Annotated in this window: 23 protein-coding genes; 11 read left to right on the forward strand and 12 right to left on the reverse strand. The window is 69.8% G+C overall.

From position 1 onward, the window contains the following. Positions 1 to 649: 649 nt before the first annotated feature. The 3 genes from VIG79_RS02505 to VIG79_RS02515 all read left to right on the forward strand — a co-directional run bounded on the left by VIG79_RS02505 (position 650) and on the right by VIG79_RS02515 (position 4,520). A complete protein-coding gene (locus VIG79_RS02505) occupies positions 650 to 2,611 on the forward strand; it encodes a potassium transporter Kup (RefSeq protein ID WP_331881712.1) in 1,962 nt (653 codons plus the stop codon). 245 nt (positions 2,612 to 2,856) lie between these two features. Continuing rightward, positions 2,857 to 3,204 carry a YciI family protein gene (locus tag VIG79_RS02510; RefSeq protein WP_331881715.1) on the forward strand — a complete coding sequence of 116 codons (348 nt, stop codon included), beginning with the start codon at positions 2,857 to 2,859 and terminating at the stop codon, positions 3,202 to 3,204. A gap of 23 nt (positions 3,205 to 3,227) precedes the next feature. Continuing rightward, positions 3,228 to 4,520, forward strand: a complete 1,293-nt coding sequence (locus VIG79_RS02515) for an RNA polymerase sigma factor (protein WP_331881717.1) — start codon at positions 3,228 to 3,230, stop codon at positions 4,518 to 4,520. Positions 4,521 to 4,822: 302 nt separating this feature from the next. Here the strand turns inward: VIG79_RS02515 and VIG79_RS02520 are convergent, their stop codons facing one another. Then, positions 4,823 to 5,404 carry a potassium channel family protein gene (locus VIG79_RS02520; RefSeq protein WP_331881720.1) on the reverse strand — a complete coding sequence of 194 codons (582 nt, stop codon included), beginning with the start codon at positions 5,402 to 5,404 and terminating at the stop codon, positions 4,823 to 4,825. 106 nt (positions 5,405 to 5,510) lie between these two features. On the opposite strand from VIG79_RS02520, the gene VIG79_RS02525 reads away from it, so the two are divergent. Then, complete coding sequence (locus tag VIG79_RS02525; protein ID WP_331881723.1) at positions 5,511 to 5,687, forward strand: hypothetical protein; 177 nt, start codon at positions 5,511 to 5,513, stop codon at positions 5,685 to 5,687. Between the two features lie 8 nt (positions 5,688 to 5,695). On the opposite strand, the gene VIG79_RS02530 is transcribed toward VIG79_RS02525, so the two are convergent. After that, positions 5,696 to 5,989, reverse strand: coding sequence for a DUF503 domain-containing protein (locus VIG79_RS02530; RefSeq protein ID WP_331881726.1), 294 nt, complete (start codon positions 5,987 to 5,989; stop codon positions 5,696 to 5,698). Positions 5,990 to 6,051: 62 nt separating this feature from the next. Between VIG79_RS02530 and VIG79_RS02535 the strand changes: the two genes are divergently transcribed. After that, positions 6,052 to 6,492 carry a DUF1810 domain-containing protein gene (locus tag VIG79_RS02535; protein ID WP_331881729.1) on the forward strand — a complete coding sequence of 147 codons (441 nt, stop codon included), beginning with the start codon at positions 6,052 to 6,054 and terminating at the stop codon, positions 6,490 to 6,492. On the opposite strand, the gene VIG79_RS02540 is transcribed toward VIG79_RS02535, so the two are convergent. The 5 genes from VIG79_RS02540 to VIG79_RS02560 form a co-directional block, all read right to left on the reverse strand. Beyond that, positions 6,489 to 7,292, reverse strand: coding sequence for a DUF72 domain-containing protein (locus VIG79_RS02540; protein WP_331881732.1), 804 nt, complete (start codon positions 7,290 to 7,292; stop codon positions 6,489 to 6,491). The genes VIG79_RS02535 and VIG79_RS02540 overlap by 4 nt on opposite strands. 27 nt (positions 7,293 to 7,319) lie before the next feature. Continuing rightward, the gene (locus VIG79_RS02545; RefSeq protein ID WP_331881735.1) at positions 7,320 to 8,000 is read right to left on the reverse strand and encodes a DUF6766 family protein; all 681 of its coding nucleotides are present in this window, start codon (positions 7,998 to 8,000) and stop codon (positions 7,320 to 7,322) included. A gap of 81 nt (positions 8,001 to 8,081) precedes the next feature. Next, complete coding sequence (locus VIG79_RS02550) at positions 8,082 to 8,513, reverse strand: hypothetical protein (RefSeq protein WP_331881738.1); 432 nt, start codon at positions 8,511 to 8,513, stop codon at positions 8,082 to 8,084. Beyond that, complete coding sequence (locus VIG79_RS02555; protein WP_414672565.1) at positions 8,510 to 9,778, reverse strand: cupin domain-containing protein; 1,269 nt, start codon at positions 9,776 to 9,778, stop codon at positions 8,510 to 8,512. The genes VIG79_RS02550 and VIG79_RS02555 overlap by 4 nt, the downstream gene beginning before the upstream one ends. Beyond that, the gene (locus tag VIG79_RS02560) at positions 9,779 to 10,015 is read right to left on the reverse strand and encodes a BatC protein (RefSeq protein WP_331881744.1); all 237 of its coding nucleotides are present in this window, start codon (positions 10,013 to 10,015) and stop codon (positions 9,779 to 9,781) included. A gap of 190 nt (positions 10,016 to 10,205) precedes the next feature. On the opposite strand from VIG79_RS02560, the gene VIG79_RS02565 reads away from it, so the two are divergent. Then, positions 10,206 to 10,865 (forward strand): MBL fold metallo-hydrolase, encoded by a 660-nt coding sequence (locus VIG79_RS02565; protein ID WP_331881748.1) that lies wholly within the window; start codon positions 10,206 to 10,208, stop codon positions 10,863 to 10,865. Positions 10,866 to 10,870: 5 nt separating this feature from the next. Here VIG79_RS02565 and VIG79_RS02570 read toward each other — a convergent pair whose 3' ends face one another. From VIG79_RS02570 to map, 3 genes are all read right to left on the reverse strand, one after another. Next, complete coding sequence (locus tag VIG79_RS02570) at positions 10,871 to 11,863, reverse strand: hypothetical protein (RefSeq protein WP_331881751.1); 993 nt, start codon at positions 11,861 to 11,863, stop codon at positions 10,871 to 10,873. A gap of 68 nt (positions 11,864 to 11,931) precedes the next feature. After that, positions 11,932 to 12,705, reverse strand: coding sequence for a polyphosphate--glucose phosphotransferase (gene ppgK / locus VIG79_RS02575; RefSeq protein WP_331881754.1), 774 nt, complete (start codon positions 12,703 to 12,705; stop codon positions 11,932 to 11,934). 81 nt (positions 12,706 to 12,786) lie between these two features. Continuing rightward, positions 12,787 to 13,650 (reverse strand): type I methionyl aminopeptidase, encoded by an 864-nt coding sequence (gene map / locus VIG79_RS02580; protein WP_331881757.1) that lies wholly within the window; start codon positions 13,648 to 13,650, stop codon positions 12,787 to 12,789. Positions 13,651 to 13,716: 66 nt separating this feature from the next. Here map and VIG79_RS02585 point away from each other — a divergent pair, with 66 nt between their 5' ends. Then, the gene (locus tag VIG79_RS02585; RefSeq protein WP_331881760.1) at positions 13,717 to 13,920 is read left to right on the forward strand and encodes a methionine aminopeptidase; all 204 of its coding nucleotides are present in this window, start codon (positions 13,717 to 13,719) and stop codon (positions 13,918 to 13,920) included. Further along, positions 13,904 to 14,380 (forward strand): group II truncated hemoglobin, encoded by a 477-nt coding sequence (locus tag VIG79_RS02590; protein WP_331881763.1) that lies wholly within the window; start codon positions 13,904 to 13,906, stop codon positions 14,378 to 14,380. The genes VIG79_RS02585 and VIG79_RS02590 overlap by 17 nt, the downstream gene beginning before the upstream one ends. A gap of 25 nt (positions 14,381 to 14,405) precedes the next feature. Here VIG79_RS02590 and VIG79_RS02595 read toward each other — a convergent pair whose 3' ends face one another. Continuing rightward, positions 14,406 to 15,668 carry an MFS transporter gene (locus VIG79_RS02595; protein WP_331881766.1) on the reverse strand — a complete coding sequence of 421 codons (1,263 nt, stop codon included), beginning with the start codon at positions 15,666 to 15,668 and terminating at the stop codon, positions 14,406 to 14,408. Between the two features lie 179 nt (positions 15,669 to 15,847). Then, complete coding sequence (locus tag VIG79_RS02600) at positions 15,848 to 16,600, reverse strand: hypothetical protein (protein ID WP_331881769.1); 753 nt, start codon at positions 16,598 to 16,600, stop codon at positions 15,848 to 15,850. A gap of 343 nt (positions 16,601 to 16,943) precedes the next feature. Between VIG79_RS02600 and VIG79_RS02605 the strand changes: the two genes are divergently transcribed. The 3 genes from VIG79_RS02605 to VIG79_RS02615 are packed head-to-tail and all read left to right on the forward strand — an operon-like array spanning position 16,944 to position 20,288. Then, on the forward strand, positions 16,944 to 18,161 hold the full coding sequence (locus VIG79_RS02605) for an ATP-grasp domain-containing protein (RefSeq protein ID WP_331881772.1): 1,218 nt from the start codon (positions 16,944 to 16,946) through the stop codon (positions 18,159 to 18,161). Positions 18,162 to 18,180: 19 nt separating this feature from the next. Next, positions 18,181 to 19,104 (forward strand): hypothetical protein, encoded by a 924-nt coding sequence (locus VIG79_RS02610; protein ID WP_331881775.1) that lies wholly within the window; start codon positions 18,181 to 18,183, stop codon positions 19,102 to 19,104. Then, positions 19,101 to 20,288 carry an alpha/beta hydrolase gene (locus tag VIG79_RS02615; protein WP_331881778.1) on the forward strand — a complete coding sequence of 396 codons (1,188 nt, stop codon included), beginning with the start codon at positions 19,101 to 19,103 and terminating at the stop codon, positions 20,286 to 20,288. Before VIG79_RS02610 ends, VIG79_RS02615 begins: the two co-directional genes overlap by 4 nt. The last annotated feature ends 4 nt before the right edge of the window (positions 20,289 to 20,292 follow it).

Below are 20,292 nucleotides of genomic sequence, written 5' to 3' on the forward strand. Positions count from 1 at the left end.
ACGGCGGCGTCAACGCTGGGACCACCCCACCCACCCTGCGGAACCAGCTCCGTCCGGTCCCCTCCGACACGCCGACCGCACGCGCCGCGTCATCGGTCAACATCCCCTCCCGGACCGCAGCCCAGAACCGGCGACGAACCTGCACAGAAATCGCGGTACGACCTGAACGACCCACAACACAACACCCCTCGACCAAGCCAGGTGTTGCGCTGACCCCCTGAAGCCGCCGCGAGAACGCCCACGACAACTGACGACGCTGACAGTTGTGGCGTTCGAGAAGACCATCCGACGCTCGGCAAGAACGTGCGTCACCGTGCGAGAGGGGCTTCTGGAGTCCGTTTCGGGTTGTGGCGAGGCGATTGTGGGAGAACTAGCCGAAGACGGCCGGTTTCTGAACCGCCTGCAGGGCGCGTGACCTGGGCCCGCTTGCCGCCGTTGCGGGCCGGAACTCGGAGCGGGCGGTACTGGGCGTCACTCGATGGGCGGCTGCGCCAGCCGAACGGGCCGTGTCGGTTCGATGATCGTGAACGGGTGACTCCGCAGCCCCAGACACTGATCTCGGTGGCGGTGGTGGTCAAGAACGTGCCGGCCCTGTGTTGGGGTGACAGCCTGGGGCTGTGAACGCGTGGGTCGGACAAAGCGGGTGCTGGTGACGGCGCGGCCGTCGCGCGGCCCGGCGGATGACAAGCTCGGCTCGCTCGAGCCGACCGGGAGCGTCCGGCGCCGGCCGAAGGCCACGTCGCTGATGGTTCTCGGCGCACTCGGCATCGTCTTCGGCGACATCGGGACCAGCCCGCTGTACGCACTGCAGACCGTCTTCTCGGTGGACCAGGGCGAGGTCAAGGCGACACCTGACGACGTCTACGGCGTGATCTCGCTGGTGTTCTGGTCGGTGACCGTCATCGTGTCGGTCAAGTACGTCCTGGTGGTGATGCGCGCGGACAACGACGGGGAGGGCGGTGTGATGGCGCTCGCGGCGCTGGCCCGGCGCACGATGCACAGCGTCCGTGGCCGGCGGCTGGCGGTGGTGTCCGCGCTCGGGGTGCTGGGCGCGTCTTTGTTCTACGGCGACTCGGTCATCACCCCCGCGATCTCGGTGCTCTCTGCGGTCGAGGGCCTCGGTGTCACCGGCTTGGGAGTGACCCACCTCGTGCTGCCCATCGCGGCGACGATCCTGACGCTGCTGTTCCTGGCCCAACGGTGGGGGACGGCACGGGTGGGTTCCTTGTTCGGGCCGATCATGCTGCTGTGGTTCGTGGTTCTCGCGCTGGCCGGGCTCGCCGAGGTGCTGCGGCAGCCGGGCATCGTCCGGTCGCTGCTGCCGACCTACGGGGCCGCCTTCGTCGTCTCCCACCCGGGCATCGCGTTCATCGCCCTCGGGGCGATCGTCTTGTCCATCACGGGTGCCGAGGCGCTGTACGCGGACATGGGCCACTTCGGTCGGCCGGCGATCAGCCGAGCCTGGTTCGCGGTCGCCTTCCCGGCCCTGACGCTGAACTATCTCGGACAGGGCGGCCTGATCCTTGCCGACCCCACGGCGATCAGTAGTCCGTTCTTCCTGCTCGTCCCGGAGTGGGCCCGTCTTCCCCTCGTCGTCCTGGCCACCGCCGCCACGGTGATCGCCTCACAGGCGGTCATCTCCGGAGCCTTCTCGATGTCTCGCCAGGCCATGCAGCTGGGGTTCCTTCCGCCGCTGTCTGTCCGGCAGACCTCCGAGCGCCAGATGGGCCAGATCTACCTACCCGTCGTCAACGCGGCGATGTTCGTCGCCGTGCTGGTGCTGATGCTGACCTTCCAGTCGTCGCAGCGGTTGGCGACCGCATACGGGGTATCGGTGACCGGAGCCCTGTTGATCGACACCCTGCTCCTGCTGGTCGTGGCCAGGACGCTCTTCGGGTGGCCGACCTGGCGACTCGTCCTCGCGGGGGTGGTGTTCGGCGGGATCGAGGCGACGTTCCTGGCGGCGAACCTCACCAAGGTGTTCCACGGTGGCTGGCTTCCCCTGCTGATCGCCGCGGTGATGTTCACGGTGATGACGACCTGGCAGAAGGGACGGACCATCATCACCGAGAAGCGCAACCGGGAGGAGGGACCGCTCGAGGACTTCGTCGAGCACCTGCACGAGAACCCCCTCACCCGCGTTCCGGGCACCGCCATCTTCCCGCACCCGACCAAGCAGACCACCCCGCTGGCGTTGCGGGCCAACGTCCAGCACAACGAGGTGCTGCACCGCCATGTGGTGATCGTGTCCGCCATCACCCAGAACGTTCCCCACGTGCCGGCCGACGAACAGGTCATCGTCGACGACCTGGGTTACGCCCACGACGGGATCGTCCACCTGCTGCTCAAGTACGGGTTCGCCGACAGCATCGACATCCCCGAGGGCGTCCGCCAAGCGACCCGTCAGGAAGGTTCGGAGCTGGACTTCGACCCGGACCAGGCGTCCTACTTCGTCTCCCGCGCCACCCTCCGCTACGCCCCGGGGGCCGGGATGTCGAAGTGGCGCACGCTTCTGTTCATCGGGTTGGCCCGCAATGCGGCCGACCCGTCGGTCCGCTTCGGGCTGCCCGCGCAGCGAACCATCGTCATGGGAACGCGGCTCGACATCTGAAGCCAGCCGACCGCGCACCTTCGGGAGTGCTTCCGAGGCCCTCATGCATGGGAGGTTCCTGGCACCGTATGTCCAAGACGTCGCCCTTGACATCGTGGTGGTGTGCGGGAGTGGAGGCACGTCTGAAAAATTCTTCGCGGGTCGATGTCGAAGAGCCTGGCGACTGTTCGACGTACGTGCACGAAGCAGGTCGCCGTCAACCATAGGGAGTGATCGAGATGCCACGTTTCATGGGGTTCGTCAGGATGGAAGAGGGGGTCGGCACGCCGCCCCAGGCGCTGTTCGATGCGATGGACGCTCACATCGGGGAACGGGCGGCCAAGGGTGTGTTCCTCGACGGGGGCGGTCTGTACGGAACTGAGGACGCCGTGAACTTCGTCGTCCGCCAGGGCGAGGTCAGCCGGGTCGACGGACCGTACGCCGAGGCCAAGGAGGTCGTCGGCGGCTGGTCCATCCTGCAGTACGAGAGCCTCGAGGATGCCGTCGCCGATCAGCGGGAGTTCGCTGAGCTCCACGCGAAGTACTGGCCGGAGGTCACGGTGATCTCGACCCTCCGCCAGATCTCCACCGGCCCAGAGGCCCCCGGCGACTGACGAGGACTTACTACGCTGGCAGCGTGCCGGCAGAGACCCGTGCGGATGACTCGAACGAGGCCATCGTCGCGGCGTGGCGGGCCGAGTCGGCCCGCCTCGTCGGCGCCCTCGTACGGATGACTCGGGATCTGGAACTCGCTGAGGACCTGGCCCAGGACGCCCTCGTGGCTGCGCTGCAGCAGTGGCCGACGACCGGGGTCCCGCAGAACCCGATCGCGTGGCTGATGACCATCGCGAAGCGGCGCGGCATCGACCACTTCCGGAGGGCGGACAACCTCCGCAGCAAGCTCGCTGAACTCGACCATGCCCGAGGTGGAGAGGAGAAGGCGATGGCCGACCTTGACGCCCAGGTCGACTACATCGAGGACGACGTTCTACGGCTCATCTTCCTCTCCTGCCACCCCGCCCTGACAGCTGAGTCCCGGGCCGCCCTCACGCTACGTCTCGTCGGCGGACTCACCACCGCCGAGATCGCACGCGGGTTCATGGCCTCCGAAGCCTCCATGGGTCAGCGCATCGCGCGAGCCAAGAAGACGCTGTCAGCAGCTCACGCCGAGTTCGATCTGCCCACGGGGCCTGAGCGGACCAGGCGTCTCGACGACGTCATGGCCGTGATCTACCTGATCTTCAACGAGGGATACACCGCCACCGCCGGCGCGGACTGGATGCGCCCTGATCTGGCCAACGAGGCGATGCGACTCGCGCGGATGCTGGCCGCAGTCGTTCCCGACGAGCCCGAGGTACTCGGACTGCAGGCGCTGCTTGAGTTCCAAGGCTCACGGATTGCCGCCCGGCTGGATGAGCACGGTGCGCCGGTCTTGCTGGAGGCGCAGGACCGGACGCGGTGGGACCAGTTGTTGATCCGACGCGCGGTGGCCGCCCTGCAGCGAGCAGAGCTGCTCGCCGCGCGCGGGAAGCCGGTTGGTAAGTACTTCTTGCAGGCCCTGATCGCCGCCGAGCACGCCCGTGCAGAGCGTGCCGACGACACGAGCTGGCACCGGATCGCCGTGCTGTACGACGTCCTCGCCGACGCCGCGCCCGGACCGGTCGTCGAGGTGAACCGGGCGGTCGCACACGGGCGGGCGTTCGGGCCGGATGCCGGGCTCGCCGTACTGGACAAGGTGAGCACCGGTGCGCTCGGCAGCTCGCCGCTGGCCTCGAGTGTGCGCGGCGACCTCCTCGAACAAGCCGGGCTACACGCGCAGGCGGCCAGCGCGTTCACCGAGGCGGCCATGCACACCAGAAATGAGAGCGAGCGTGCACTCCTGCACCGCCGTGCGGAACTGAACCTGACTCGTGTGCCGAAGTCACCCTGAGGACCGAATCGTCGTCGGTCAGACACTTTCGGGCGGCGAGGGCTCCTACGCGCCACGAATGCGCTATTTGACGAATCCGGTAGGACCGGTGTCTGGTCAGACTCGGTCTAGATCGACACATGGCGGCCCGTCGACCCGAGCCGACTGCACCCAGGCACAACTGGCCCACCCACTCCAGTTCCCCGATCCTCGGAACTGCACGTTGGCCGGGCGTCACCCCAATCAGGTGATTGGCCGACTCACGCCGCGCAGTGAGTGCCCGCGGGCGGCCGTACGGATTCGCCGGAGCGCGAGTCCGCGCGTCAGCCCACCGCCGGGGGGTCGGCATTCCGGTCCAGCGACCGGCGCGCCGCTCCCGCCAGCAGCCGGATGATGACGGAGATGAGCACGAGACCGAGCATGATTTGCGAGCTGACGGCCATCCGGGCGCCGACGCTCACCGGCGCGATGTCGCCGTACCCGACGGTCCCCAGCGTGACCACCGTGAAGTACAAGGACGCTGGCTTGTCGAGGGCCTGGCTGAAGCTCCCGGGGGAGGCGGCCGAGATGCCGACATAGGTGCTGGCGTACACGACGATGAAGGTCGGGATGGCGACGATCAGCGCCTCGATCGCCTGCAGGGCGGGCAGGGGGGACTGCAGGATCCGCCAGACCTGCCACGCGAGGATCGCCGCGAAGATCAGCACGCCGAGCACGAGCCGGAACGCGCTCCACCCGTCGCCGCCCCAGTCGCCGACCGGCAGCAGGAAGTAGATCCCGAGGATCACGGCGAACGCCACGACCGAGCGGAACGCGGTCCTGAACAGCGCCTGGCGACGCTCCCGGGCGGACAGAATGGCCAGCCGTTGCCGCATCCGGTCGGCCGGCTCGCCCTCGGGACTCATGGCGCGGAGTCTTCCGGCTGGGGGAGAAGGCGGCAAGCACCAATTGCCCAGCGTCCACACGGTGGGCCGATTTGGAGGATAGGTAAGCCTTACCTACACTCGGCGCGTGCCCACGGTGACCGTCAAGAACACGTGCTGCAAGGACAAGCCCCGCTGCACGAAGTGCCCGGTCACCTGCATGCGGCTCGAGCGCGAGGGCTACGCCGAACGGGAGACCAAGCGGAAGTACCAGCTCGACAAGAAGATCCCCAAGCAGGTGCTCAAGGCCGCCCGCGCTCGCTAGGCCGCGCGTCAGTCGTCGCTGGTCTGCAGACCGCGACGGGCGCTGAGCAGATCGGCTTCCGGTCGCTGCGCCACCAGGCGCTCGGCGGCGTCCAGCACCTCGACCACGTGGTGGCGGTCGGCGGCAACCAGGACGACACCCACCGTGGCGCGACGGTGCACGTCCTGGTCGCCGACCTCGGCCGCCGAGACCGCGAAGCGACGCTGCAGCTCGGCGACGATCGGCCGGACGACGGACCGCTTCTCCTTGAGGGAGTGGACGTCGCCGAGGAGCAGGTCCAGCTCGAGCCATCCGATCCACACGTCCTGCAGCATGGCAGCCGGCCCGGGAGGCGTTCGCGCCAGCCTCGCGACACCATGGGCGGATGAGCGAGAGCGGCTTCCCCGACCTGGTGCGGTTCGTCGAGGCGCAGGACTCCGGCGGCACGTATGCGACGGCGCTCGCTGAGCTGCGCCGCGGTCGCAAGACGTCGCACTGGATGTGGTTCGTGCTGCCGCAGGTCGCCGGGCTCGGGCAGAGCCCGACCGCGGTCCACTACGGCGTTCGAGGCCTCGACGAGGCGCGGGCCTACCTCGCCCACCCGGTGCTCGGACCTCGCCTCGTCGACTGCGCCGACGTCCTGGCCGGTCTCGAGGCCACCGACGCGGTCGAGGTGCTCGGTGGCATCGATGCGGTGAAGCTCCGCTCGTCGATGACGCTGTTCGCCCACGCCGCCGACGACGAAGGGACGCGGCGGCGCTTCACCGCGGTCCTCGACCACTACTTCGGCGGGGAGGAGGATCCGGCCACGCTGGCGCGGATCTAGGAGCCGAGCCGGCGGAGCAGGCCGACCGCGTCCCAGGGCGCACGCCCGCGCATGTCGTTGTCGAAGTAGACGTAGACGTCGCGTCCGGCCTCCGCCCAGGTCCGACAGCGGTCAGCCCACTGGTCCAGTGACCGAGAGCTGTAGCCACTCGCATACAGCTCGGTGTGCCCATGCAGGCGGACGTACCGCACTCCGCTGGTGTCTGCGTCGATGACGGGGAACTTGCCGGCCGCATCCGCCCAGACGGTCCCGATATCGTTGGCGCGCAACAGGTCGGCTGCTTCCTCGGTGGCGAAGCTAGCGTGTCTGGCCTCGAGGACGTGCTGGATCGTGCGCTCGTCCACCGCCTCGACCAGGGCCCGGTTCTCCGGCACCTTCTCGTCGTGACCGCGGGCCAGGCCCGCCGCTTCCGACGTCGAGCGCGGGAGCCGGTCGAAGAAGTTCGCCAGTCGCGGTGCGTCGAAGCGGGTCCGGGCGGGGAGCTGCCAGAGGACGGGTCCCAGCTTGTGTCCGAGCGCCAGCACACCGGATGCCCAGAAGTTGGCCAAGGCCACGTCGACGTCCGCGAGCTGCTTCATGTGGGTGATGAACCGGCTGCCTTTGACGGCGAACACGAAGTCGTCCGGCGTCGAGTCCCGCCAGCGCGCGTACGAGGTGGGTCGCTGCAGCGAGTAGAACGAACCGTTCACCTCGACCGAGGACATCCGGTCTGCGGAGTAGGCGAGCTCACGGGTGCGCGGCAGTCCGGTGGGGTAGAAGTCGCCACGCCAGCTGGCGTAGGTCCACCCGGAGATTCCCACGCGAACCCGACCGGTCGCCAACCCGACTCAGCCTTCGACCCCGGTCGCGGTGTGCGGCGACCCTACGGGCTTCGACTCGGGCGACCCACGCTGCCGAAGGTAGATGCTGAGCACGACCATGCTCCCGACCGCGAGGAACTCCGACTGCCAGTTCTGCAGTGTGCGGTTCCAGAAGTTAGCCGAGGCGAAGTACTGGGGCATCGAGATCGGAGCGAGCAGGTTCTGCAACCGCTCGCTGTTGTACGCGCTCGTGCCGGCGACCAGCTGCGCCCCCCACGAGCCGAGGAAGAACAGTCCCATGGCGAGGCCGAGGGAGTTGGAGTAGAGGGTCGTCCGCCAGCCGCCGGCCTTGGCCCACGCGGGCGAGCCCTGGCTCGCGTGCCGGCCCAGCTTCTGCTTCTCATCATCCTCGCCGCCCGCGTCCTCGACCGGCTTGGACTCCGGCGAGCCCCGCTGGACCAGCCAGACGGTCAGGACGATGTAGAGGAAGAACTGGAGGTACTCGGACTGCCAGTTCTCCGCGACGTCGACGGCGAACTGTGACGAGGTGACGTACTCGCCGATGCCCATCTGCGGCAGGTCGTCGATGACGACCTGTGAGTTGTACTCGGCGACGCCGGTGAACGCCTGACCGATGAGGGTGAGCAGCAGGATGAGCCCGAAGAACCAGCTGAGACTGCTCTGCCGCAGCGCCTGTCGAGCGGTCATCGCTGGAGGAACCCGATGGTGAAGAGGTAGGCCAGTCCACCGACGATGAAGACCAGGTAGGTCACGAATACCCCTCTCACGTCAGCCTCCCGACACGTTGCAGTCGTAGGGCTTCTGGTCGCTCGGTCCCGGCTGGCACCCGGCGGCCGTGACCCGCCAGCCCTCGGGGAAACGGGCCAGGAAGATGGTGTCGTTGCCGAACCGGACGATCGCGTCGTGGCCGAAGACCTCCACGGTGTCGACAGCGGACGCGTCGGGCAGGTCGTCGTCACCGAGCGCTTCGGCGCACCCCTTCTTGGCCGCCTTCTCGACCTCGTCGTGGGTTCCGGGCGCCAACAGGCCACATGCCTGTGCTGTGTCCGTGCCCGCGAGCTGCGCGAACGACTGGGCCACCTGGGCCGCCTGGTCCGCACCCGGGCCGTTGCAGCCCGAGACGCCGACGAGCGCGCCGGCAAGGAGGGCGAGAGAAACGACGAAGCGTCGCCCGCCATCGGGGAGGCGACGCTGGTTCACGGGTGGGACAGCTCGTCGGCTGCGACGCCCGGCAACGCGCCCTCGAGGGTCACGACGCCGCCGAGCAGCAGACGACGCGCGAGGTCGATGCCGAGTTCCGAGACGGAGGCCGAGCCGGTCGTGACGAGGGCCGCAACCGAGTCCTGTTCGGTCGAGTCCACCAACAGCTCACCGGCCCGACTGTGCACCCTCTCGCCGTCGACACGGGCTTCGAGGTGCCGGCGGAGGAGCAGCCGTTCCGAGCCGTCCAGGGCGGCCGCGGCGCGGACCGTCGCCACCGGACTCACCGGAGCGGCCCGCTGCGCGCGACCCCACTTGAGGCCGAGGGCGTCGGCGAGGGTCTCGGCCGCCACGTCGCGCAGAGCGCGGACGAGCGCCTCGCGCACGATGTCGACATCGCCTTCCCAGGCGGCCGGATCGGCGAGGTCGACCCCGAGACCGAGGGACGCGCGTACCCGCTCATCCTCGCTCGCGGCGACGACCGCGCGGCCGACCAGCTCGTCGGCCAGGTGCCGGCGCGTCCAGGGATGGACCCCGATGGTGAGGTGGGTGCTGACGTCGCCGAGGGCCTTGGCGGCGTGGAGGTAGCCGCGGGGGAGGTAGAGACAGTCGCCCGGTCGCAGCGTCTCGTCGAGCAGCGCTGGACGCCCGGCGGCCTCCTCGACCGCGGTGCGCCGGTCGGTCCACGGCTGGTCGCGCAGCGGGCTTGGGTGAACGGGTTCGTGGATCCGCCAGCGCTTCTCTCCGGCCACCTGGAGGACGAACACGTCGTGGACGTCGTAGTGGTCGCTGAAGCCGGTGTTCTGGGCCGGGGTCACGTACGCGTTGACCTGCACCGGGTGACCGAGGTCGGCGGCCAGGTCCTGGGTGAAGACGAGGACCGGCTCCCACGTGCGGTGCAGGCCCTGGAGCACGAGGGTCGCGCCGTCGGCGAACAGCCGCAGCAGCTTGTCGTCGCTCGCCTGGTCGGCGATGCCGGCGCCGGTCCCGCCGCCGGCCGTGAAGGCGCTGTCCGGCAGGGTCGATCCGTCCTTGGCCACCCGAAGGAACGGGGTGCGGAGTCCGCGACGCGAGACGAGCTCGTCGACGGCGTCGTTGGAGAACAGGTCGTCGAACCCTTTCGGCAGCTCCGCCGCGTGGCTCAACAACGGGTGGGATCCCCAGTACTGCGAACCGAACTCGTCGACGGGAACGGAAATCAGGCGCCGGAGGGCGAGGTGCCCGCCCGTGAGGGCGGGCACCCGTGTCCTCGTGGAGACGGTCACCTAGACGCCGGCACCGCTGTCGGCTCCGCCGTCCGCGCCACGGTCGGCGCCACCGTCGGCACCGCCATCGGCCGAGCCGTCGGCTCCGCCGTCGTGGCCGCCGGTGTTGGCTCCGCCGTCGGCCGTGCCCTCGGCACCGCTGTCCGCGCCGCCGTCGGCCCCGCCGTCATGCCCGCCGGGGTTGGCTCCGCCGTCCGCCGGTCCTTCGGTGCTCGGGTCCAGTGGGTTGTCGCTCATGAGACTCCTCCCTCGTCAGGACGCCACACCGTTGTGAGCGTCGATGTCCGGCATACCCCGAAGGGTGGGCGGCCACACCTGGTCCGGCAGTGCCGGGCCGCGGCCACCGGCCGCGTTTCAGAGCGTATGCCCGCGATGGTGTGCGTGGGCACCCGGGCCGAGCCGGGCTCCGGGTCGGTACCTTGGCGCCATGCGCGTCACTCATCTCGGCCACGCCTGCCTGCTCGTGGAGCTCGCCGACACTCGCATCCTCGTCGACCCGGGGTCGTTCTCGACGGGGTTCGAGTCGCTGCGCGACCTCGACGCCGTGGTCGTCACCCACCAGCACGCCGACCACCTCGACGAGGAACGGTTTCCGGCCCTGCTGGCCTTCAACCGGCAGGCCCCGGTCTTCGCCGACCCCGACTCTGCGGAGCTGCTCGACGGGACGAGCTCGGACGTGGTCGTGCTCGCCGACGGCGAGGGGCACCGCCTCGGGGCCGCGACGATCCGGGGCGTCGGGCAGCTCCACGCGGTGAACCACGACGCCGTACCGCGGTGCACCAACGTGGGTGTGGTCCTGCAGGCCGACGGCGAGCCGACGCTCTACCACCCCGGCGACGCCTACGACGGGAAACCGGGTGACGTGGACGTGCTCGCCGTACCGCTCAACGCACCGTGGGCGCGGGTGGCCGAGACGATCGCCTTCGTCCGGCGGGTGGCGCCCCGGCAGATCGTGCCCATCCACGACGCGCTGCTGTCGGAGGCGGGTCGCCGGCTCTACCTCGGACACGTCGAGGGCTACGGCGGCGACGACCTCATCGTGCACAACCTCACGGGAGGCGGCGCCGCCGACATCACCGTCGACTGAGGGCGCTACTTCGCCGGAAGCCGGGTGATCCAGTAGGGGATGGTCAACGGCGACGGGTTGCCGAACCGGGCGTTGACCACCCAGAGCCAGCCACCCGCGAGGGTGGCGGTCGAGGGGACGTCCAGCGTCTCGTCGCTGCGGGCGCCGGCCCACTTCGCAGTCCACCCGCTTCCGGACCGCGAGAGAACGAGGACGGCGACCGAGCTCTGGTCGCTGCCCCGCACGTCGTACAGCGTGGTCCCGTCGATCTCCAGGCCGTCGCCGCCGATGAGGCCAGGACCGCCCTTGACCGGGATGGCCCGAGCCGCCCCCGTGGCCGAGTCGACCTGCCACAGGCCCCCGACGCGGCTGTTGTTGAGGACGAGCGAGCCGTCCGGTAGCTCGCGAATACCGTTGGCGTTGGTGGTTCCCGCCAGGCCCACCGGCCATGCGCCACCGAGCGCGAGGAAGCTGAGGGCGCCGGTGGGCTGCCCGGTGGCGGGGTTGAGAGGTACCCGGACCAGCCGGTCGACACTCGAGTCGGTGACGTAGACGTAGGAGTCCGTGAGGACGAGGTCGTTGTGGAAGCCCCCTCCGGGGGCGGACTGCCCGAAGACCAGGGCGCCCTTGGTGGCGTTGATCGCCCAGACCCACTGCACCGTCGACACGTTGCCGACGAACCAGAGGAGGTTGCTCCGCTCGTCGTAGTACAGGCCGCGAACCGCCCGACCGTCGGCCGGCGGGAGGAGCACCGACTGCGGACCGCCGAGGAGATCTCCGGTGACGATGCGGCCGTTGGCCATCGAACCGGCGTAGTAGGTCGTGCCGGGGCCCGAGGAGATGCCCTCGGGCCGGAACCCGTCGGGGAGCGCGACGGTCTCGGGAGCCGGCCCGACCCGACGACGTGCCTGGGCCGTGCCTCCCGACATGGCGACCGGGAGCAGGGCGGTGCCGGCGGCGATACCGAGGAGCGCGCGCCGGGACAGGGACTTCCTGGGAGTTTCCTGAGTCGGGGTCATCCCGTCATTCTGGGCAGACGTCCGGGCAGAAGTCGAGGCCTCTGGTTGACGAGTCGACGATGCGCCGATCAGTCGTGCCGGCCGCGCTCCTCGTGGGCGAGGCGGGCGGCCCCGATGATGCCGGCTCGGTTCTCGAGGGTGGCCGGGATGATCGGCGTCCGCAGCTTGAGCTTCGGCAGGAACTGGTCGGCGTCCTTGGAGATGCCGCCGCCGACGACGAACAGGTCGGGCGAGAAGAGTGCCTCGACCACCGAGTAGTAGCGCTGCAGCCGCGGCACGTACTCCTCGTAGGTGAGGCCCAGGGTGTCCTTCACCGACGACGCCGCCTCGTCCTCGGCGTCCTTGCCGTCGATCTCGAGGTGGCCGAGCTCGCTGTTGGGCACCAGGACGTTGCGGTAGAGGATCGCGCTGCCGATTCCGGTCCCCAACGTCGTGAGGATGACCAGACCGTTCTCGTCCATGGCCGCGCCGTAGTGCAGCTCGGCGTAGCCGGCGGCGTCGGCGTCGTTGACGAGGTGGACGTCCCGGCCGAGCCGCTTCTCGAGGGCCTTCTCGCCCTCGAACTCGATCCACGTCGGGTCGATGTTGGCGGCCGACAGGACGACGCCGTGCTGGACGACCGCCGGGACCGTGATGCCGACCGCCGTCTTGTCGTCGATCTTGTCGGCGAAGTGGTCGATGAGCTGGGCGACGACCTCGATGACCGCCTCGGGTGTCGCCGGCTTCGGGGTGAGGATCTTCTTGCGCTTCGTCGTGAACTCGCCCTTGCCGAGATCGACGACGGCGCCCTTGATCCCGCTGCCGCCGATGTCGATTCCCAGGGCCACATGGTGCTTCGCCATGGTTCCGCCTTCGCCTGCTCGTCGGTGAGATCGGTCGCTGAGATTGGTCGGTGAGGTGCAGTCTGGCAGGTCAACCCACCCTCACGGCAGAGTGAGGATCTCGTTCCCGTCCTCGGTGATGAGGATCGTGTGCTCGAACTGCGCCGACCGCCTCCGGTCGGCGGTCACGACCGTCCAGCGGTCGTCCCACATCTGCCAGTCCGCGGTGCCGAGGTTGAGCATCGGCTCGATGGTGAAGGTCATGCCGGGTTCGATGAGGCGTCCGTATGCGGGGGCCGCGTCGTAGTGGGGAATCACCAGGCCACTGTGGAAGCTCGTCCCGATCCCGTGCCCGGTGAAGTCGCGGACCACCCCGTAGCCGAAGCGGCGCGCATACGACTCGATGACCCGTCCGATGACGTTGATCGGACGGCCCGGCAGGGCGGCGCGGATGCCCCGCATCATCGCCTCACGGGTGCGTTCGACGAGAAGCCGGGACTCCTCGTCGACGGCGCCGACCAGGTAGGTCGCGTCGGTGTCGCCGTGGACTCCGCCGATGAATGCGGTGATGTCGATGTTGACGATGTCGCCGTCCTCGAGGCGACGGGAGTCGGGGATGCCGTGGCAGATGACCTCGTTGACGGAGGTGCACAGCGACTTCGGGAACGCCTTGTAGCCGAGGGTCGACGGGTAGGCGCCATGGTCGAGGAGGAACTCGTGACCCACCGCGTCGATCTCGTCGGTGGTGACGCCCGGTGCGATGGCGGCGGCGGCGGCCTCCATGGCCTGGGCGGCGATCCGGCTCGCTACCCGCATCCGGGCGATGGTGTCGGCGTCCTTGACCTCCGACCCGGTGAACGGCTCCGGGCGGGGCCGGTCGACGTACTCGGGCCGGGCGATGGCACTGGGCACCGGCCGGCGCGGCGAGACGTCGTGCGGCGCGACGGTTGCGAAGGTAACCGGCATACGCTGGAGTCTAAGCACGGCGTCCGAGAGGCCGCGTCCCAGCCGAGCGAGAGCAGGTGAGCACCCGTGAGCTACTGGTACAACACGGCGACCGGTCAGGTCGAGACCGACGACAACCGAGGTCAGGCGCAGGACGTCATGGGCCCCTACGAGAGCGAGGCGGAGGCGGCGCGGGCGCTGCAGTCCGCCCACGAGCGCACGGAGAAGTGGGACGAGGAGGAGCGCCGGTGGAACTCCGGCGCGTCGTCCTCGGGTGACGCCGACGACTGAGGACGAGCCGCCGAGCCTGTATGCGTGGGCCGGCGGTACGGACGCGTTCCGGCGGCTGATCGCGGCGTTCTACGACCGCGTGGAGGTCGACGACCTGCTGAGCCCCCTGTTCCCGGGCGGCGTGTCCCAGGAGCACCGCGCCCACGTGGTCCTGTGGTGGGTGGAGGTCTTCGGTGGTCCGGCCGACTACACACCGCTCGGTGGCTACCAGCGGATGCTCGACCACCATCGTGGCCTCGGCATCACGGTGGAGCAGCGGTTCCGGTTCGCCTCACTGATGAGCCTCGCCGCTGACGACGCCGGACTCCCGGACGACCCGGAGTTCCGGGCCGCGCTCGTCGGGTACCTCGAGTGGGCGACCCGCCTGGCCCTGCACAACTCCCAGCCCGGCGCCGAGGTCGTCACCGAGGCACCCGTGCCACGCTGGGGTTGGGGTGTGGCCCCGCCCTACCAGCCCTGACACCGGAGATTGAGGCGTATGCGGGTCAGCCCTCCAGCTCGGCCCGTTCGGCTCTGACCTTCCGTTCGTGCACGGCGTACTGGTCGGTGCGGTCGTCGTAGGTCCAGAAGCCCCGTAGCCACAGCGAGGTGGCGGCGACTCCGAGGACGCAGAGGATCCCACCAGTGGTGATGGCCTGCCGGACGCCGAACCGGTCGGCGACCAGGCCTGACCGGATCTCCCCACCGATGGGGCCGATCGAGTACGACAGCATCTCGATTCCGGCCAGCCGGCCACGCATCGAGTCCGGGATGGTCTGGTGCCAGATGATGCTGCGGAAGATGCCACTGATGTTGTCCATGGCACCGGCGACGGTGAAGCACAGCAGGACCAGCCAGGGGTTGTAGAGCAGGCCGGCGACCGCGACCGACGCGCCCCAGGCCATCGCAGCGAGCACCACCGCGCGGCCGTGATGGTGCATGCGTCCCGTCCATCCGGAGGTGAGCGACGCGATGAGCGCACCGACGGTACCTGCGGAGTAGAGCAGTCCGAGCATCTCCGGTCGCTGCAGCACGTCCTGCGCGAAGGCGGGGAAGAGCACGGTGGGCATCGCCATGAACATCGCGACGATGTCGATGAGGTAGGTGCCGAGCAAGTCCCGGCGGCCGACCGCATACGTCAGGCCTTCGCCGATCCCGCGCAGGCTGGGCGGGGCGGCATCCTCCACCGGTGGGTACGCGCGCATCCGGAAGAAGAGCGAGGTCGCGATCGCGATGCCGACGACGTCGACCAGGAAGCACCAGCCGGTGCCGACCGCGTGCAGCAGCACGCCGCCGACCGCGGGCCCGGCCAGCATGCCGACCTGGACCCCCGCCGTGGACAGCGCGACCGCCGCCGGGAGCTGGTCGTGGGCGACGGTGCGGGGGATCAAGGCCTCGCGCGACGGACGCTGCAGCGACTGAGCGGCGGACAGGAGGCCCGCGACGACGAAGATGACCCATACCTGCGGCTCGGAAAGGAAGGCGTTGACGACGAGGACGCCGGTGAACACCACCTGTGCGACGCCGGTCCACACCAACAGGGTCCGCCGGTCCATGTGGTCGGCCAGCGCGCCGCCCCAGAGGCCGAAGACGATGAGCGGGACCAGCTCCACGAGGCCGACCGCGCCGACGACGAAGTTCGAACCCGTGATGTCGTAGAGCTGATACGGGACGGCGACGTAGGTGACCATCCCGCCGAGGTAGAAGACGGTGCCGGCGAGGAACAGCAGCCGGAAGTCGCGCGACTGCCGGTACGGCGTCACATCCATCCGCGTTCGCGACAGCCACGCTCTCACGGGAGACGAGTGTCCTGGGTAGCCCGAGGCCGGGCAACAGAGTTGCGGCCCGGCTCGGCCCTCGATAAGTGGCATCTCGACGCCGTTCCGAGCCCTCGCACGCCCTGCACACCGCGAACATCCGCATCTCGGCGACGATTCTCGTCCGGAGGTCAGGCGCCCCGGCGTACCGGGAAGTGCCGCTGCCACTCCACCCCGCGGACCCGAGTGCGAATGCCCTTTGCCTGGAGCACACCGACCACGTGGTCGAGGGTCAGGTCCGGGCGTTGGTAGAGGTCACCCGAGAGCACGTAGACGATCCGCCAGCCATCACCGTCGAACCACTCGCGCCGACCGACGTCCTTGGCCCACTGCGTCCGGCTCTCGGCATGCTGGCGACCGTCGTACTCGATCGCGACCTTGACCTCGGGGTAGGCATGGTCGAGGCGGAACAGCCAGGTGCCGACGTCGTCGCGGATGACGAGGTTGACAACGGGCTCCGGTAACCCGGCCAGGCCCAGCAGCAGCCGTAGCCGGGTCTCCATCGCCGAGTCGACGCCGAGCCGGACCAGGCGTGCCGCTCGCCGAGCCGCACGCACCCCTTGGCCGTGTGCCAGCTCGGCCGCGGCGGTCAGGTCACGCGGCGCCAACAGCCCCCGCCGAACGAGCAAGTCACCGAGGACGACCAGATCCACCAGGGTCAGGTCGGCGGCGAGGTCGACGAACGTGTCGGCCGGGGTAGTGAGGCGGATCCCGGCCCGGCGGCTGGACGATGTGCCGGCCCATGCCCGGGCGTCGACACCGGCCACCTGCATCCGCGCGCCCGGCGGGATGGCGAGGTGGACGTCGGGCTGGTCGGGAACGATGCCGCGCCAGAGCTCGGCGGCGGTATGCCGTGCCGCGAGAGAGCCTGCTGGTGCGGCCAACAACCCGCCGCGGGCGCCATGAGTGCGGCGCTGATCGGCAGGTCCGAGGGGGCATTGACGCCGTGGAAGAGTCGCTCGTACGAGGGGCCGCGCAGCTGCCAGTCGCTGATCCCGCCGGCCAACGCCATCGCTCGGGTGAGGAGCGGGCCGCTGGAGGTCATCCCCTCAGACTGGCCGACCAGCCACCGTAGGGGCCGACGTCATCCACAGCCTCTCCGGCCACGAGAATCCGCAGGTCGACGACTGATGGGGGCCTCGGGGGTACCGGGGCCACGACGTGTCGCAGCTCGACGTGTTCTGGTGGGCGTCACCTGGAGGATGAGGCGCCACTAGGCTCCCGAGCGTGAACATCGTCTTCGTCGAGCCGGCCTTCCCGAACAACCAGCGCCGCTTCGTCGCGGCACTGGCGGGTGTGGGAGCCGGCGTCATCGGGGTCGGCGAGTCTCCCGAGGGGGACCTCGGCGACGAGCTGCGCGGCCAGATGCGGGCGTACTACCAGGTCTCCAACGTGACCGACGAGCAGCAGCTCGACGCCGCCGTCCGCTGGGCTCAGGACCAGGTGTGGGTGGACCGGCTCGAGTCGACCATCGAGTCGCACCAGATGACCGCCGCGAGGGTCCGCGAGTGGCGCGGCATACCCGGCACCTCGGTCCGTACGACCTGGCTCTGCCGCGACAAGCCGTCGATGAAGGAGGCCCTGCGCCAGGCGGGGGTCCCGACGGCGGCGTCCGCTGCCGTCGACACCGCCGACCAGGCCGGCGAGTTCGCCCGTCACGTCGGCTACCCGCTGATCCTCAAGCCGCGGGCCGGGGCCGGTGCGCTGGGCACGACCCGCGTCGACAACGACGCCGAGCTCGACGCCGCGCTCGTCTCGTTCGGTGACGCCGACTCCATCGCCGTCGAGGAGTTCGTTGAGGGCCACGAGGGGTTCTACGACACCATCGCCGTCAACGGCCACGTCGTCCACGACTGGGCGACCCACTACTACCCGAACGTCCTCGAGGCGATGCGGCACCGCTGGATCTCGCCGCAGTTCATCACCTCGAACCGGATCGACCAGTCCTCGTTCTACGGCGAAGTGCGCGAGATGGGCGCTCGGGTGATCGAGGCGCTCGGCATCGAGACGTCGGCGACCCACATGGAGTGGTTCTACGGACCGAAGGGGCTGCGGTTCTCCGAGATCGGGTGCCGCCCGCCCGGTGTGGGCGCGTGGGACCTCTACTCCGCGGCCAACGACGTCGACGTCTACCGCGAGTGGGCCAACGGCATCGTCCACGGCGGCCCGGACCGCGCCCTGTCCCGCCAGTACTCCGCCGGGATCATCGCGCTCCGCCCGTCCGGGGACGGCACGATCCAGGGGTACAGCGGGCTGGACGACATCCGCGACCGCTACAACGAGTGGATCATCGACGCGCACCTGCCCGACCCCGGCACCCCGACCCAGCCGGTCGAGGCCGGCTACATGGCCAACGCCTACGTCCGGATGAAGCACCCCGACTACGACGTCCTCCACGGGATGCTGGACGACACGGGACGCACCGTGCACGTCCATGCGGGCTGACCCGCATGGACGTGGACGGATGAGCTCGACCCACCTGCTCGGCCCCCAGCGGTTCCTCACGACCGCCGGGGCCGTCGTGCGCAGCCTTGACGTCGAGGGACCCGTCGCGACCATCACCGCCGGGTGGGAGGAGCGCGAGTCCGACGACGGCGAGCTCGACGCCGTCATGGACGGCCGGTCCCAGAACCTGCGCCTGTTCGGCCGCATGATGGACGTCCTCGAACATGACGAGGCCGTGGCCGCCGCGGCCCTCACGCTGCGGGACGCGGTCGACGACCTCGCCGGCACCTACTCGGTACGCCTCCACCACGCGCTTGACGCCGTCTACGCGGTGCGCCGCCGGAAGGGTCGGGCGGACGTGATCGCGGCGGCCTACGCCGACGGGGTCGGCGCGGTCCAGCGGCTCGACCAGTGGTACCTCGACGAGGTCCGTGCGCTCTACAGCGAGGCGTACGCGACCGGCGCGGCGGGCGGCAGCGAGCTCTGGGCCGAGCACCGGGCGGAGGTCGGCCGCCTGCTGGCCGGCTCCTCCGTCCTCGCCGTCGCCGGCGGACACGTCGGCATGCTGCTGCGCACCATGCAGTTCTTCTCGGTCCGGCCACCGGCCGAGCTGCCGGTCGTCGCGTGGTCTGCCGGAGCGATGGCCATGACGCGAACCGTGGTGCTGTTCAACGACTTCGTGCAGGCGAACGGCGCCGCCGAGGTCTGGGACCGCGGGCTCGCCCGGGTCGAGAACGTCGTCGCACTGCCCCACGCCCGCCGCCGGATCCACCTCGACGACCGCATCCGGATGCAGGTCTTCGTCCGGCGGTTCGAGCGGTCGGCGTGCCTGCTCCTCGACGACGGGGCGAAGGTCGCGGTGGGGCCGGACGGGGCGCTTCCGCCCGGCGCGAGAGTGATCCGTGCCGACGGGACGGTCGGCGTGGTCGAGGCCGGCGCATGACGTCGCCCACCACCACGGCCCCGACGAGCGGGCACCAGCGCAAGCTGGCGATCAACCGGTTGCGCGACCGGCTCGCGACATCGGACACGGGCGCCGTCGACCGGTTCCTCCAACGCCACACCGCCCCGATCATCGAGGGCCGGTTCGCCACCTTCCTCTGGCGCGGCGACGCCGAGGAGGTGATGGTCCGTCACCGGGTCGTCGGGCTGCCGGATCCCCTTCACCTGCGCCGCCTCCCCGACACCGACCTGTGGCACGCGACGATCGAGCTGCCCGAGATGTCGCGGGTGGAGTACCAGTTCGAGGTCGTCCGCGGGGGGGTGCGTGAGCAGTACCTCAACGACCCGCTCAACCCCCGTCTGGCCCACGGTCCGTTCGGCTCGCAGTCGGTGGCGGCCGCCTCGGGCTACGTCGTACCGTCATGGACTCTGCCCGACCCCGAGGCTCGTCCCGGTACGATCGACTCGATCTCGTTGCGCAGCAAGGCCCTTCGCCGTGAGCAGTGGATCCGGCTCTACCGGCCCGCTCGGTTCCGCGAGGTCCGGCGCTACCCGCTGCTCATCGTCCACGACGGCGACGACTACCTGAACTACGCCGCCGCCAAGACCGTCCTGGACAACCTCATCCACCGCGGTGAGGTCGCACCCCTCGTGGCAGCCTTCATCCCGCCGGGGAACCGGCTCGTCGAGTATGCGAACTACGCCCCTCATGCGCGCTTCGTCGCACGGGAGCTGGTGCCCTACCTCACCGAGGAGCTGCCGCTGATCGACCTTCCTGACGGGCGGTGCCTGATGGGTTCGAGCTTCGGGGGAGTGGCATCGCTCTCGACCGCGGTGCGCTACCCGTCGGTGTTCGGGTCGCTGCTGGTGGAGTCGGGGTCGTTCGTCTTCACCGACATCGGCGCGGAGCACGGCGGTGGGCCGGTGTTCGACCCGGTCGTGAAGTTCGTCAACGGGTACCGCGCCCGGCCACGGGTGGTCGCGGACCGGATCTACCAGACGTGCGGGATCTACGAGCCGCTCATCACCCCGAACCGCTCGATGGTCTCGACGTTCCGCGACACCGGCATGGAGGTCCGCTACGCCGAGGCCCGCGACGGCCACAACTGGGAGAACTGGCGCGACCGGTTGCGGGACGCCCTGACGTGGATCTTCCCGGGCGAGCAGAAGTTCGTCTACGAGTAGAGAG

The sequence above is a fragment of the Lapillicoccus sp. genome (assembly GCF_036559105.1).
Lineage (GTDB): Bacteria > Actinomycetota > Actinomycetes > Actinomycetales > Dermatophilaceae > Lapillicoccus.

What these genes read in the sequence shown, in the direction of transcription:
- VIG79_RS02510 (WP_331881715.1), top strand. Translation starts at nt 2,857, where the DNA reads ATGGAAGAGGGGGTCGGCACGCCGCCCCAGGCGCTGTTCGATGCGATG.
- VIG79_RS02520 (WP_331881720.1), bottom strand. Translation starts at nt 5,404, where the DNA reads ATGAGTCCCGAGGGCGAGCCGGCCGACCGGATGCGGCAACGGCTGGCC.
- VIG79_RS02535 (WP_331881729.1), top strand. Translation starts at nt 6,052, where the DNA reads ATGAGCGAGAGCGGCTTCCCCGACCTGGTGCGGTTCGTCGAGGCGCAG.
- VIG79_RS02545 (WP_331881735.1), bottom strand. Translation starts at nt 8,000, where the DNA reads ATGACCGCTCGACAGGCGCTGCGGCAGAGCAGTCTCAGCTGGTTCTTC.
- VIG79_RS02560 (WP_331881744.1), bottom strand. Translation starts at nt 10,015, where the DNA reads ATGAGCGACAACCCACTGGACCCGAGCACCGAAGGACCGGCGGACGGC.
- VIG79_RS02565 (WP_331881748.1), top strand. Translation starts at nt 10,206, where the DNA reads ATGCGCGTCACTCATCTCGGCCACGCCTGCCTGCTCGTGGAGCTCGCC.
- VIG79_RS02570 (WP_331881751.1), bottom strand. Translation starts at nt 11,863, where the DNA reads ATGACCCCGACTCAGGAAACTCCCAGGAAGTCCCTGTCCCGGCGCGCG.
- ppgK (WP_331881754.1), bottom strand. Translation starts at nt 12,705, where the DNA reads ATGGCGAAGCACCATGTGGCCCTGGGAATCGACATCGGCGGCAGCGGG.
- map (WP_331881757.1), bottom strand. Translation starts at nt 13,650, where the DNA reads ATGCCGGTTACCTTCGCAACCGTCGCGCCGCACGACGTCTCGCCGCGC.
- VIG79_RS02595 (WP_331881766.1), bottom strand. Translation starts at nt 15,668, where the DNA reads ATGGATGTGACGCCGTACCGGCAGTCGCGCGACTTCCGGCTGCTGTTC.
- VIG79_RS02610 (WP_331881775.1), top strand. Translation starts at nt 18,181, where the DNA reads ATGAGCTCGACCCACCTGCTCGGCCCCCAGCGGTTCCTCACGACCGCC.
- VIG79_RS02615 (WP_331881778.1), top strand. Translation starts at nt 19,101, where the DNA reads ATGACGTCGCCCACCACCACGGCCCCGACGAGCGGGCACCAGCGCAAG.